The sequence below is a fragment of the Paragemmobacter straminiformis genome (assembly GCF_014243445.1).
Taxonomy (GTDB): domain Bacteria; phylum Pseudomonadota; class Alphaproteobacteria; order Rhodobacterales; family Rhodobacteraceae; genus Paragemmobacter; species Paragemmobacter straminiformis.
This window is the reverse complement of the sequence record NZ_JACLQD010000002.1, coordinates 339658-351485: the sequence shown is the minus strand read 5'-3', so window position 1 is coordinate 351485 and position 11828 is coordinate 339658. Positions and strand designations below refer to the sequence as shown.

The 11828-nt window shown below is 66.7% G+C and carries 13 protein-coding genes; 9 read left to right on the top strand and 4 right to left on the bottom strand.

Annotation, left to right across the window (positions count from 1 at the left end; genetic code table 11):
• Window positions 1–40: 40 nt before the first annotated feature.
• The gene (gene dksA, locus H7F16_RS07505; protein ID WP_185797533.1) at window positions 41–463 is read right to left on the bottom strand and encodes an RNA polymerase-binding protein DksA; all 423 of its coding nucleotides are present in this window, start codon (window positions 461–463) and stop codon (window positions 41–43) included.
• 163 nt (window positions 464–626) lie between these two features.
• On the opposite strand from dksA, the gene H7F16_RS07500 reads away from it, so the two are divergent.
• From H7F16_RS07500 to H7F16_RS07470, 7 genes are all read left to right on the top strand, one after another.
• Window positions 627–1460: an AAA family ATPase gene (locus H7F16_RS07500; RefSeq protein ID WP_185796959.1), complete on the top strand. Its 834-nt coding sequence runs from the start codon at window positions 627–629 to the stop codon at window positions 1458–1460.
• A gap of 464 nt (window positions 1461–1924) precedes the next feature.
• Complete coding sequence (locus H7F16_RS07495) at window positions 1925–3325, top strand: DUF2927 domain-containing protein (protein WP_185796958.1); 1401 nt, start codon at window positions 1925–1927, stop codon at window positions 3323–3325.
• Between the two features lie 56 nt (window positions 3326–3381).
• Window positions 3382–3546: a hypothetical protein gene (locus H7F16_RS07490; protein WP_185796957.1), complete on the top strand. Its 165-nt coding sequence runs from the start codon at window positions 3382–3384 to the stop codon at window positions 3544–3546.
• A 12-nt stretch (window positions 3547–3558) separates the two neighbouring features.
• Window positions 3559–4740 carry a vWA domain-containing protein gene (locus H7F16_RS07485; RefSeq protein WP_185796956.1) on the top strand — a complete coding sequence of 394 codons (1182 nt, stop codon included), beginning with the start codon at window positions 3559–3561 and terminating at the stop codon, window positions 4738–4740.
• The gene (locus tag H7F16_RS07480; protein ID WP_185796955.1) at window positions 4737–5090 is read left to right on the top strand and encodes a hypothetical protein; all 354 of its coding nucleotides are present in this window, start codon (window positions 4737–4739) and stop codon (window positions 5088–5090) included. Before H7F16_RS07485 ends, H7F16_RS07480 begins: the two co-directional genes overlap by 4 nt.
• Window positions 5087–5686, top strand: coding sequence for a DedA family protein (locus tag H7F16_RS07475; RefSeq protein WP_185796954.1), 600 nt, complete (start codon window positions 5087–5089; stop codon window positions 5684–5686). The genes H7F16_RS07480 and H7F16_RS07475 overlap by 4 nt, the downstream gene beginning before the upstream one ends.
• 70 nt (window positions 5687–5756) lie before the next feature.
• Window positions 5757–6443: a M48 family metallopeptidase gene (locus tag H7F16_RS07470; protein ID WP_185796953.1), complete on the top strand. Its 687-nt coding sequence runs from the start codon at window positions 5757–5759 to the stop codon at window positions 6441–6443.
• Here the strand turns inward: H7F16_RS07470 and H7F16_RS07465 are convergent.
• The 3 genes from H7F16_RS07465 to H7F16_RS07455 are packed head-to-tail and all read right to left on the bottom strand — an operon-like array spanning window position 6440 to window position 8988.
• Window positions 6440–6982 (bottom strand): RSP_2648 family PIN domain-containing protein, encoded by a 543-nt coding sequence (locus tag H7F16_RS07465; protein WP_185796952.1) that lies wholly within the window; start codon window positions 6980–6982, stop codon window positions 6440–6442. The genes H7F16_RS07470 and H7F16_RS07465 overlap by 4 nt on opposite strands.
• A gap of 4 nt (window positions 6983–6986) precedes the next feature.
• Complete coding sequence (locus H7F16_RS07460) at window positions 6987–8249, bottom strand: RSP_2647 family RNA methyltransferase (RefSeq protein ID WP_185796951.1); 1263 nt, start codon at window positions 8247–8249, stop codon at window positions 6987–6989.
• 43 nt (window positions 8250–8292) lie between these two features.
• On the bottom strand, window positions 8293–8988 hold the full coding sequence (locus H7F16_RS07455; protein ID WP_185796950.1) for a DUF6778 family protein: 696 nt from the start codon (window positions 8986–8988) through the stop codon (window positions 8293–8295).
• A gap of 260 nt (window positions 8989–9248) precedes the next feature.
• On the opposite strand from H7F16_RS07455, the gene edd reads away from it, so the two are divergent.
• Entirely contained in the window at window positions 9249–11054 is a 1806-nt protein-coding gene (edd, locus tag H7F16_RS07450; protein WP_185796949.1) for a phosphogluconate dehydratase, read from the top strand.
• A 91-nt stretch (window positions 11055–11145) separates the two neighbouring features.
• The gene (gene eda, locus H7F16_RS07445) at window positions 11146–11784 is read left to right on the top strand and encodes a bifunctional 4-hydroxy-2-oxoglutarate aldolase/2-dehydro-3-deoxy-phosphogluconate aldolase (RefSeq protein ID WP_185796948.1); all 639 of its coding nucleotides are present in this window, start codon (window positions 11146–11148) and stop codon (window positions 11782–11784) included.
• Window positions 11785–11828: the final 44 nt, after the last annotated feature.

The window sequence follows — 11828 nt, the reverse complement described above, 5'->3', positions numbered from 1 at the left end:
TTCCCTATGCCGCGCAGGGCGCAAGCCCCGCGGGGTGCGGTCAATCTTCGCGGTGGACCTTTTCGCGGCGCTCGTGCTTTTCCTGCGCTTCCAGCGTCATCGTGGCGATGGGGCGCGCGTCGAGGCGCTTGAGGCTGATGGGTTCGCCCGTCATCTCGCAATAGCCGTATTCGCCGTTTTCGATGCGGCGCAGGGCGGCGTCGATCTTCGAGACCAGCTTGCGCTGGCGGTCGCGCGTGCGCAGTTCGAGGGCGCGGTCGGTCTCTTCCGAGGCGCGGTCGGCGATATCGGGCACGTTGCGGGCCGAATCCTGCAGGTTGTCGATGGTTTCGGCGCTTTGTTCGATCAGTTCGTTCTTCCAGTTGATCAGCTTGCGGCGGAAGTATTCAAGCTGTCGGTCGTTCATGAACGGCTCGTCCTCGGCGGGACGATAGTCATCTGGCAGGAACACCTCGGGCTTCATAGCTGCTCTCTCCATTTTGTCGGATCGCGCCGACAGGTGGCCGTCTGTCATGGCTGCGCTCCTGTTCGGGGTGCATCTAGCCCATCGTTAAGACGTTGTCACTAGCGGTTGCGACGAAAACCCCCCGTCGATAGGGTCGGCCCACCCTACCGATGGACCCGCCATGAAATTCGCCTCGACCGACCGCTATATCGCCACCGAAGAGCTGACGATGGCCGTGAACGCCGCCGTGACGCTTGAACGTCCGCTGCTGGTCAAGGGCGAACCCGGCACGGGCAAGACCGAGCTGGCGCGGCAGGTGGCGGCGAGCCTTGGGCTGCCGCTGATCGAATGGCATGTGAAATCGACCACGCGGGCGCAACAGGGGCTTTACGAATACGATGCCGTCAGCCGACTGCGCGACAGCCAGCTGGGCGAGGAACGCGTCCACGAGGTGCGCAACTACATCCGCAAGGGCAAGCTGTGGCAGGCCTTCGACGCGCCCGGGAAGGTGGTCTTGCTGATCGACGAGGTGGACAAGGCCGATATCGAGTTTCCCAACGACCTGCTGCAAGAGCTGGACCGGATGGAATTCCACGTCTACGAGACCGGCGAGACGGTGCGGGCAAGGCACCGGCCCGTGGTCATCATCACCTCGAACAACGAAAAGGACCTGCCCGACGCCTTCCTGCGGCGGTGCTTCTTTCATTTCATCCGCTTCCCCGACCCCGAAACGCTGCAAGCCATCGTCCGCGTCCATTTTCCGGCGATCAAGGATGAGCTGCTGGCGGCCGCGCTGACGCAGTTCTTCGAGATCCGCGAGGTGCCGGGGCTGAAGAAGAAGCCCTCGACCTCGGAGGTTCTCGACTGGCTCAAGCTTCTCTTGGCCGAGGACCTGACGCCCGAGGACCTGCGGCGCGATGCCAAATCCATATTGCCCAGATTGCACGGCGCGCTTTTGAAGACCGAGCAGGACATCCACCTGTTCGAGCGGCTGGCCTTTGCCGCGCGGCGCTAGCCGATTCGCAAGATTTCGCCATGCTTTGGCCTTGGTTCTGCCACAAAGCGGTAACGGAACGGGCGATTACTGCATTATTTTGAAACAATCCGTGATCGCCCCGTGCCAGATGTGGCGATGGACGGATGGCGCTAACCCAAGGGTTGATCCGCCTTCGGTCGTGAAGATACCCGCAGATTGACACCGATGCGCCCAAGTGCGGACATTTCGGCAGGGTTATCTGTCCCTGTCGGTTCCAGTTCCGGATTTTACGCCCGTGTCGTCGTTTGTGTCCCCATGCCCTTCCGAAAGCCCGCGCATTGCGCGGCGGCTGCGGCATGATGCAAGCGCGCTGCGGGCAGACCGGAAACCAGCCGGCCCGGTGATGCGGGGGCGTCAGACGGGCCGGAAAACAGATGCCACGGGCATCGCGTGCGGCCGGATTGTCCGGCCGTTGTATCAGTGCCAAGAACGAGCTGCCATTCATGCACAAGCAACCGCATTTCCGCGCCCTGAGCCGGACCCTGCCCTTTCTCGCCCTGTTCCTCGGGGCATGCGCCCCGATGCCGGTGGCCGAGGTGACGATGAACCGTGGCGCGCCCGCAAGCGATGCCGCGCGGGTCGTGGTGCAGGGCTTTCCCGGACGGGCCGGCACGCCGCCTGAGATCGGCAATGCCGAAATCGCGCAGGATATCCTCGATCTGCAATTTGCGATGGAAAGCGGGCGCCCGCTTCCGGTGCTGAGCCGTTTCGAAGGGCCGATCACCATCGCGCTGACCGGCGATGTGCCGCCCACGGCACAGACCGATCTGGAGCGCGTCATCCACCGCTTCCGTGCCGAGGCCGGGCTTGACGTGCGGCAGGCCAAGGCAGGCACGCGGGCCAGCATCACGATGGATTTCCAGCCACGGTCGGCGCTGAACAAGGTGGTGCCTTCGGCCGCCTGTTTCGTGGTGCCGCGCGTCAGCTCGTTCAAGGAATATCTGTCCAACCGCACCGCGCCGGAAACCGACTGGACCACGGTGCGGCAGCGCGAACATGTGGCGATCTTTGCCCCGTCCGACACCACCCCGCAAGAGGTGCGCGACTGTCTGCACGAAGAGGTGGCGCAGGCGATGGGGCCGCTGAACGACCTTTACCGCCTGCCGGATTCGGTCTTCAACGACGACAATTTCCACACCGTGCTGACCGGCTTCGACATGCTGGTGCTGCGCGCCCATTACGACCCCGCGCTGCGTGTCGGCATGACGCGCTCGGAAGTCGCGGCGCGGCTTCCGGCCATCCTGTCGCGGTTGAACCCGCGGGGCGATGCGATCCACAGGGCGGGCGATACCAGTGCCACACCGCGCGCCTGGGAGGCGGCGGTTGCCGCCGCACTGGGTGCGCGCGGGTCGCAATCGGGCCGGACCGAGGCGGCGGCACAGATGCTCAGGATCGCCCGCGCGCAGGGCTGGCAGGACGGGCGAATGGCCTTCAGCCTGTTCGCCTATGGCCGCACGCAGGTGCGTTCCGACTTTTCCGCAGCCCTTGCCGCCTTTGAACGGGCGGGTGAAATCTATCGCAGCCTGCCGGGGGGCGAGATTCAGGCCGCGCATGTCGACATGCAGCTTGCCGCCTTCGCCATCGGTCAGGGCCAGCCGGAACGCGCGCTCGACCTGACGCGGCGTGCAATGCCCGTGGTCACCGCGGCCGAGAACGCATCGCTTCTGGCGACGCTGCACCTGATCCGCGCGCAGGCCTATGCCAAACTTGGCCGCAAGGCCGAGGCGGACGCGGCGCGTCTCGACAGTCTGGTGTGGGCAAGGTATGGCTTCGGCTCGGACGCGCAGGTCCGCGCCCGCATGGACGAGATCGCGGGTCTGGCCGCGCGCGCCGTCAAGGGCTGACACGGGGGAACGGGCCAAGACCGGCTTGCCCCCGAAACATCGGGGGCAAGTGCCAGATGATCGTGATTGCAGGGCTGGTTCTCGGGGCCGCCATCGGCGCGCGCACCGCGCTGAAACGCGGGGGCCGCAAGCTGGATGCGTTGCAATACGGCGCGGGCTACGGCATCCTTTTCGCACTGTTCGGGCTGGTCATCACGATCATCGTCGGCCGCATGGTGTAACGGGGGACGCCCATGTTCCTGCCCTTTTTCGCGCGGCTGCGGACTGAGGGCGTTCCGGTCTCGATCCGCGAATTCCTTGTCTTTCTGGAAGGGTTGGCCCAAGGGCTGGCCCGATACGACTTGCAGGGGTTCTACCATCTGGGCCGTGTCGTGATGGTCAAGGACGAAGGCCATCTCGACCGCTATGACCGCGCCTTTGCCGCCAGTTTCAACGGCCTCGAGGCGCTGGACGATGCGGCGGTGATCGAGGCGCTGGACCTGCCGCGCGACTGGCTGGAAAAGCTGGCCGAAAAGATCCTGACCGAGGAAGAACGCGCCGAGATCGCGGCCACGGGCGGATTTGCCGCGCTGATGGAGCGGTTGCGCCAAAGGCTTGCCGAGCAGCGCGAACGGCATCAGGGCGGCAACAAATGGATCGGCACCGCCGGAACCTCGCCCTTCGGGGCCTATGGCTACAATCCCGAAGGCGTGCGGATCGGGCAGGACAAGGGGCGGCACGGGCGCGCGGTCAAGGTCTGGGACCGGCGCGAGTTCCGCGACCTCGACGACAAGATCGAGATCGGAACCCGGTCGATCAAGCTGGCGCTGCGCCGCCTGCGCCGCTGGGCGCGCGACGGGGCGGAACAGGAGCTGGACCTTGACGGCACGATCCGCGCCACCGCCGAACAGGGCTGGCTTGACGTGCAGACGCGGCCGGAACGGCGCAATGCGGTAAAGGTGCTGCTGTTTCTCGACGTAGGCGGGTCGATGGATGCGCATGTGCAGGTGCTGCAAGAGCTGTTCAGCGCCGCGAAATCCGAGTTCAAGACGCTGGAAAGCTGGTATTTCCACAATTGCCTTTACGAGGGCGTCTGGCGCGACAACGCGCGGCGGCGGGACGCGCAGACCCCCACATGGGACATCCTGCGCAGCCACGGGCCGGACTGGACCTGCATCTTCGTCGGAGATGCGGCGATGAGCCCCTATGAGGTGCTGCACCCCGGCGGCGCCAACGAGCATTGGAACAAGGAAGCCGGCAAGGTCTGGCTTGAGCGGGCCTGCGCGCAATGGCCACGGCACCTGTGGATCAACCCGACACCCGAAGCGCATTGGCCCTATACCCAAAGCACGCGGCTCATTGCCGATATCGTCGCGGGCCGTATGGTGCCGATGACGCTCGACGGGCTGACGCGGGGAATGGGAATGCTGAAATGAGGCGGGGTCCGACCATCCGGCGGCTGTGGCTGCGCCATCCGGTGCTGCTGCCCGCCTTTCTTCTGGCGCTGGCGGCGGCGCTGTTCTTCGGGCTGCGGGCGCTGAGCTTCGTGGTCGCGCAGCCGTGGCGGTCCGGGCAGCCGGTGGCGGGCTGGATGACGCCGCGCTACATCCAGCGCACCTATGACCTGCCGCGCGACACCATCGCGGCCATTCTGGACATCGACGACCAGTCCGAGGCGCGCATGCCCGTCGACGCGCTGGCGCGTCAGGCGGGCAAGCCCCTGCCGCAGGTGCTTGAGGCGATCGACGCCGCCATCGCCGCGCAAAAGGCGGATCAGGGCGAATGACGGAAACCCTGCTCGCCCTTGTGCCGGAGTGGGGGTTCCTGCTGGTATTCCTCGGGAATTTCCTCGCCTGTCTGGCCGTGCCGATTCCGGCCTCGCTTATCATGCTGGCGGGCGGGGCCTTTGCGGCTTCGGGCGACCTTGCCTTTGGCGTGATGTGGACGGCAGGGCTTTCGGGTGCGGTGATCGGCGATCAGGCGGGCTATCTGCTGGGGCGCCGTGCGGGCGGGCCGATGACGGCCTGGATCGAGCGGCGGCCCAAGAGCGGGCGGCTGATGCGGCGCGCGATCGAGTGGCTGACCGAACGCCAGCGCCCCGCCGTCTTTTACTCGCGCTGGCTGGTTTCGGCTTTGGGGCCATACATCAACCTTGCGGCGGGTGCGGCACGGCTGCCCTGGCCGGGCTTTGCCCTTGCCTCGGCCAGCGGCGAGGCGATCTGGGTGACGGTCTATCTGGGGCTTGGCTACGGCTTCTCGGGCAATGTGCAGGCGCTGGGGTCGACGCTTGGCAACCTCGGGATGGCGCTTGCGGCGGGGGTGGTGGCGCTGATCCTTGGCCGCGTCCTGTGGCGGACGGCGCAAGAGAACGGCGCCGGGTAAGATGCGTCAGGCGCGATAATTCCGCCCCTCCCCCCTTTTTCAGGCCGGGGATGCGGTCCATATCTGCGCCATGACCAAGTTCCTTCCGCTCATCCTTGCCTTGGCCTATGGCTTCCTGATGTACCGCTTTTCGGTCTGGCGGACGCACAGGATGCTGGACGCGCGCTCGCGCCCGCTGACCGATCCGTCGATCCTGCGGCTGGCCGACCGGATGGCGGCGGCGCTGGATTTGCCCGCGATCAAGGTCAATGTCTTCGAGGTGGAGCCGGTGAACGGCCTTGCCGCCCCCGACGGGCGCATCTTCCTGACGCGGGGGTTCCTGAACCGCAAGGCGCGGGGCGAGGTCACGGCCGAAGAGATCGCCGCCGTGATCGCGCATGAGCTGGGCCATGTGGCCCTTGGCCATGCGCGGCGGCGGATGATCGATTTCACGGGGCAGAACGCGGTTTTCTTCATGCTGACGGCACTTCTGAGCCGCTTCATCCCCGTGCTGGGGGTCTGGATCGCCAATGTGATCACCGGCGCTTTGGCCGCGCGCCTGTCGCGGCGAGACGAGTTCGAGGCCGACGCCTATGCCAGCGCGCTGCTGATCAAGGCGGGAATCGGCACGGGGCCGCAGAAAACGCTGTTCCACAAGCTCGACACCATGACCGGAAACCCCGCCGAAGGGATGCCCGCGTGGCTTTTGTCGCATCCGAAAACCGCCGAGCGGGTCGCGGCCATCGAAGCGAACGAGCGGCGCTGGGTGCAGGCCTAGGCGGTCACCGCCTTGGCAAGCCGGTTCAGCCGCGCGCGTTTGAGCAGGGCCGTCAGGGAAAGCGGCCCGCCGGCCATGCGTTCGGCGGTGGCATGGACCTTGGCGACCACCGCGCCCATCTGGTCGGGATGATGCGACCACAATTCCCACAGGAACCCGTCGGGATCACGGCGGGAGATGCCTTCCTCGGCCAGAAGATGGCGGGGAAAATCCTTGGCGTTGGTGGTGACGATCGCGTCGGCATGCGTGGTGATGGCCGTCGCGAGGACATGGACATCGTCGGGATCGGGCAGGATCAATCGCGCCTCGACCCCCGTGGCGGGCAAGGCGAAGGCAGAGGGGAAGTGCAGCCGCATCTGCGCGATATCGGCCCGCGCCACCGCTTCGGCAGCGGGGCCGAGTTTCACGGTCGCCCGCGCCCATTCCTCAAGGATGCGGTCGGACCAGCGGGGTTCGTAAAGCCCCCGCGCCGCCGCACCCAGAAGCAGATCGCGCATGACCGACGGGTAAAGCACGCAGGCATCGAGGACGGCGCGCAACGGGTCAGTCCAGCCGGAAGACGAGCGACTTGAGATAGCCCGATTCCGCCAGTTGCGGCAGCATCGGATGGTCCGGCCCCGCAAAGCCCGTATAGATCAACTGGCCCTTCCGGCCGCCACGCCCGATGCCACGGGCCGAGGCGTTGCGGAAGGCATGCAGGTCGGCGGCATGCGAGCAGGAGCAGAGGACGAGGTAGCCACCCGGTGCCACCAAGGGCGCGGCAAGGCGGGCAAGGCGTTCATAGGCGCGAAGCCCCGCTTCCAGCGCCGGTTTGGCCGGGGCAAAGGCGGGCGGGTCGCAGATCACCAGATCGAATTTCGCCCCTTCGCTGCCAAGCTTTTCCAGCACGTCGAAGGCATCGCCCTGACGGGTGGCGAAACGCTCGGCCACGCCGCTGGCTTCGGCGCCGCGTGTCGCCAGCGCAAGCGCGGGGGCCGAGGCATCGACCGCAAGGGCCGACGTGGCCCCCGCCGCCAATGCGGCAAGGGCAAAGCCGCCCACATGGGTAAAGACGTCCAGCACCGCAGCCCCCCGCGCCAGACGCGCGGCAAAGGCATGATTGGGGCGCTGGTCGTAGAAGAGGCCGGTTTTCTGCCCGCCGGTCACATCGGCCATATAGGTGGCCCCGTTCATCGGCACCGCGATCGGCCCGTCGACCGCGCCCGCCAGCACGGCATTTTCCTCGGCCATCCCTTCAAGCCCGCGGGACCGGCCCGTGCCGTTCTTGACCACGGTTCCAACACCCGTCACCGCCTGCAAGGCGGCGGTCAGGGCGTCAAGATGCGCCTCGGCCCAGGCGGCGTTGGGCTGGATCACGGCGACATCGCCGAAGCGGTCGATGATGATGCCCGGCAGGGCATCGGCCTCGGCATGGACCAGACGGTAGAAGGGCGCGTCGAACAGGCGCGCACGCATCGCAAGGGCGCGCGACAGACGCGCCTCGAACCATGCCTGATCGATCACGGCGGCAGGATCGCGGTCGAGCATGCGCGCGATGATCTTGGATTTGGTATTGACCGTCACAAGGCCAAGGGGACGGCGCTCGGCGTCCTCGAGCACGGCCAGCGCACCGGGGGCCAGCTTTTGCGTGCGGCGGTCGGTCACCAGCTCGTCGGCATAGACCCAAGGGAAGCCGTGGCGGATGGCGCGCGCCTCGACCTTGGGGCGCAGGCGGACGGCGGGGTAGCCGTAGGCATTCGCCTGAACGGCGTCGGCTGCGGCATCATCGGAAGCGGGGTCCGGCATGGACGGGGAGGAAGTGTTCATTCCCCGTCCATAGCGCAATTGCGGCGCGAAGGGAAACCGCCGTTCAGCGGGTGATGATCAACGGCTCGAGCGCCTGTGCCTGCGCACGGGCAACCAGCGTCGGGTCACTGACCGGACCCGAGAGTTCGCGGCGCAGCACCTCGGCCAGACGTTCGGTCACCACGACCTTTTGCGTGCGGCCCGCCGCCTCTTCGGCGATGGCCTGCGCGCCGCCTGCCCCGTGCGTGTCGGCCACGATCAGGCGCGGGCCGTCCAGAATCTCGCCCGTGGTCGCATCGCGCACGACCATGTCGAAGCGCAACTCATGCGTGCCGCCGATGGTGTAGCGGGTCTTTTCGGTCAGGGCGTGGAACTTGACCAGCGTCAGCTCGAGCGTGACGGGGCGGCCTTCGGTCATGCCCGCCGTCGCATCGGTGGCGGCAGCGGTCAGGATTGCGCCGATCTGCGCGTAGCGGTCGCCGGGAAGATCGCCGTGCCAGACGATGTCGGCGCGCGGTTTGAAAGTATTCGCTTCCGAGACCTTCAGCGTGCGCGGCACGATGATCTGGAAGCCCTGCACCGCATATTTCGCGGCCAGAACCTTGGGCCCCTGCGGCAAGACCTGCGGCATCGGGCCGCCGCCTTGCGAGGCGATCGTCAGATTTTCGACCCCGACCGAGCGGGTGGCAGGTTCACCCGAGGCACAGGCCGAAAGACCAAGGGCGAGACCAAGGGCGAGAAAGATCTTTTGCGCGTTCATATCCATACCTCTGGGGACATTAACCATCCCTTTGACTGGGTTTATCGTTGGAGAATGTGGCAACACTTGGCTATTCGCGGTGTTTTTTCGAGTTTCAACCTTAAGGGGAAACAATTGCCATTCTCTTGCCTTAACCTGTTTGAACGCCCAGGATTGCGCATCACAACGACGGGACGCAGGGTTGTTAGCGCTAACAACATCTGTTAGAAACCCGACAGCCGACTCTGCCGCCCGACGCGGCACCAGAACAGGAGAGCGCCATGTCGCTTCACCCCACCATCGCCCGTGTCACCGACCGCATCCGCGCCCGCTCGGAAAGCGCGCGGGGCCTCTATCTGGAACGGATGGGCAAGGCGGCGCTGCAAGGACCGGCGCGGGGGCATCTGGCCTGCGGCAACCAGGCCCATGCCTATGCCGCGATGGGCGCGGACAAAGAGGCACTGGCCGCCGGACGCCTGCCCAATATCGGGATCGTCACCGCCTATAACGACATGCTCTCGGCCCACCAGCCCTTCGAGACCTATCCGCAGCTCATCCGCGAGGCCGCGCGCCGCGCAGGGGCCACGGCGCAGGTGGCGGGCGGGGTTCCGGCGATGTGCGACGGGGTCACGCAAGGTCAGGCGGGGATGGAGCTGTCGCTGTTCTCGCGCGATGTCATCGCGCTGGCGGCGGGGGTGTCGCTGTCGCACAACACCTTTGACGCGGCGCTGTTCCTTGGCGTCTGCGACAAGATCGTGCCCGGCCTGATCATCGCGGCGGCCACCTTCAGCCATCTGCCCGCGATCTTCGTGCCTGCGGGTCCGATGACAAGCGGGCTGCCCAATGACGAGAAGTCGGCGGTGCGCAACGCCTATGCCAAGGGCGAGATCGGGCGCGATGCGCTGATGGCCGCCGAAATGGCCAGCTACCACGGCCCGGGCACCTGCACCTTTTACGGCACGGCGAACACCAACCAGATGCTGATGGAGTTCATGGGCCTGCACCTGCCCGGCTCGTCCTTCGTCAACCCCGGCACCCCCCTGCGCGAGGCGCTGACCGTGGCGGCCGTGGAACGCGCGGCCCAGATCACCGCGCAAGGCAACGATTTCCGCCCCGTGGGCGAGATTCTCGACGAGCGGGCCTTCGTCAACGGTCTGGTCGGGCTGATGGCGACGGGAGGGTCGACGAACCTTGTGCTGCACCTTCCCGCAATGGCACGGGCGGCGGGGGTGCTGCTCGACCTTCAGGATTTCGCCGATATCTCCGAAGCCGTGCCGCTGATGGCCAAGGTCTATCCCAACGGTCTGGCCGATGTGAACCATTTCCACGCGGCGGGCGGGCTTGGCTATATGATCGGGCAATTGCTCGACGCGGGGCTGCTGCATGGCGATGCCAAGACCGTGGCGGGCGATGGCCTGTCGCTTTACCGTCAGGAACCCAAGCTGAAGGACGGAAAACTCGTCTGGGAAGGCGGGGCCGAAACCACGCTGAACGACAAGATCCTGCGCCCTGCCGGCGATCCTTTCGCCAAGACGGGCGGCTTGAAGCAACTGACCGGCAATCTGGGACGCGGCGTGATCAAGGTCTCGGCCGTCGCGCCCGAACGCCACATCATCGAAGCCCCGGCCCGCATCTTCCACGATCAGGAAGAGGTGAAGGCCGCCTTCAAACGCGGCGAGTTCACCACCGACACGGTGGTCGTGGTCCGCTTCCAGGGACCGCAGGCCAATGGCATGCCCGAGCTGCATTCGCTGACGCCCACGCTTTCGGTGTTGCAGGAACGCGGGCTGCGCGTGGCGCTGGTGACCGACGGGCGCATGTCGGGTGCCTCGGGCAAGGTGCCCGCCGCCATCCACGTCTCGCCCGAAGCCGCCGCAGGTGGCCCGCTGGCCCGCCTGCGCGAGGGGGACATTATCCGTCTTGACGCCGTGGCGGGAACGCTTTCGGTGCTGGCGGCCGATTTCGACAGCCGCACCCCGGTGACAGCCGACCTTTCCGCCAACGGATTCGGCACCGGACGCGAGCTTTTCGAAGCCTTCCGCCGCATGGTCGGCCCGTCCGATCAGGGCGCGGGCGTGGTCGTCTGACCCGCATTCACTGTCTGCAACGATCCTGCGGGGGTCCGGGGGGGCAAAACCCCCGGCGGTGCCGCAAAAGCCGCAACGAAAGGACTGTCCCATGACCCCCGCCGAACAAAGCGCCGCCGCCGCCCGCGTCTGCGCGCTTGCCCCCGTGGTGCCCGTGCTGGTGATCGACGATCTGGCCCATGCCAGACCGCTGGCCGAGGCGCTGGTGGCGGGCGGGCTGCCCGCGCTCGAGGTGACGTTGCGCACGCCCTGCGCGCTTGACGCGATCCGCGCCATGTCCGAGGTCGCGGGCGGCGTGGTGGGCGCAGGCACCCTGCTGACCCCTGCCGATGTCAAGGCGGCCAAGGCGGCGGGGGCCACCTTTGGCGTCAGCCCCGGCGCCACCGACCGCCTGATCGCGGCCTGCGAGGACGAAGGCCTGCCCCTGCTTCCCGGTGCCGTCACCGCCTCCGAGATCATGGCGCTGCTGGAACGCGGCTATACGGTGCAAAAGTTCTTTCCCGCCGAGCAATCGGGCGGCGCGGCCTTCCTCAAATCCATCGGCTCGCCGATCCCGCAGGTCAAATTCTGCCCGACGGGGGGCATCAGCCTGAAGAACGCGGGCGATTATCTGGCGCTGAAGAACATTCTCTGCGTCGGCGGATCATGGGTTGCCCCGAAAGAGGCGATGCTGCGCGGCGACTGGGCCGAGATCACGCGCCTCGCGGCCGAGGCAAAGCGCCTGCGTTAAGGGCAAAGCACGGCCCCGCCCTGCGCCATGCGCCATGCGCCCTG

Bases quoted from the DNA above. Each gene is read 5' to 3' on its own strand.
- H7F16_RS07490 (WP_185796957.1), top strand. From the start codon at position 3,382: ATGATCGTGATTGCAGGGCTGGTTCTCGGGGCCGCCATCGGCGCGCGC.
- H7F16_RS07485 (WP_185796956.1), top strand. From the start codon at position 3,559: ATGTTCCTGCCCTTTTTCGCGCGGCTGCGGACTGAGGGCGTTCCGGTC.
- H7F16_RS07470 (WP_185796953.1), top strand. From the start codon at position 5,757: ATGACCAAGTTCCTTCCGCTCATCCTTGCCTTGGCCTATGGCTTCCTG.
- dksA (WP_185797533.1), bottom strand. From the start codon at position 463: ATGAAGCCCGAGGTGTTCCTGCCAGATGACTATCGTCCCGCCGAGGAC.
- H7F16_RS07460 (WP_185796951.1), bottom strand. From the start codon at position 8,249: ATGAACACTTCCTCCCCGTCCATGCCGGACCCCGCTTCCGATGATGCC.
- H7F16_RS07455 (WP_185796950.1), bottom strand. From the start codon at position 8,988: ATGAACGCGCAAAAGATCTTTCTCGCCCTTGGTCTCGCCCTTGGTCTT.
- H7F16_RS07495 (WP_185796958.1), top strand. From the start codon at position 1,925: ATGCACAAGCAACCGCATTTCCGCGCCCTGAGCCGGACCCTGCCCTTT.
- H7F16_RS07500 (WP_185796959.1), top strand. From the start codon at position 627: ATGAAATTCGCCTCGACCGACCGCTATATCGCCACCGAAGAGCTGACG.
- eda (WP_185796948.1), top strand. From the start codon at position 11,146: ATGACCCCCGCCGAACAAAGCGCCGCCGCCGCCCGCGTCTGCGCGCTT.
- H7F16_RS07480 (WP_185796955.1), top strand. From the start codon at position 4,737: ATGAGGCGGGGTCCGACCATCCGGCGGCTGTGGCTGCGCCATCCGGTG.
- H7F16_RS07475 (WP_185796954.1), top strand. From the start codon at position 5,087: ATGACGGAAACCCTGCTCGCCCTTGTGCCGGAGTGGGGGTTCCTGCTG.
- edd (WP_185796949.1), top strand. From the start codon at position 9,249: ATGTCGCTTCACCCCACCATCGCCCGTGTCACCGACCGCATCCGCGCC.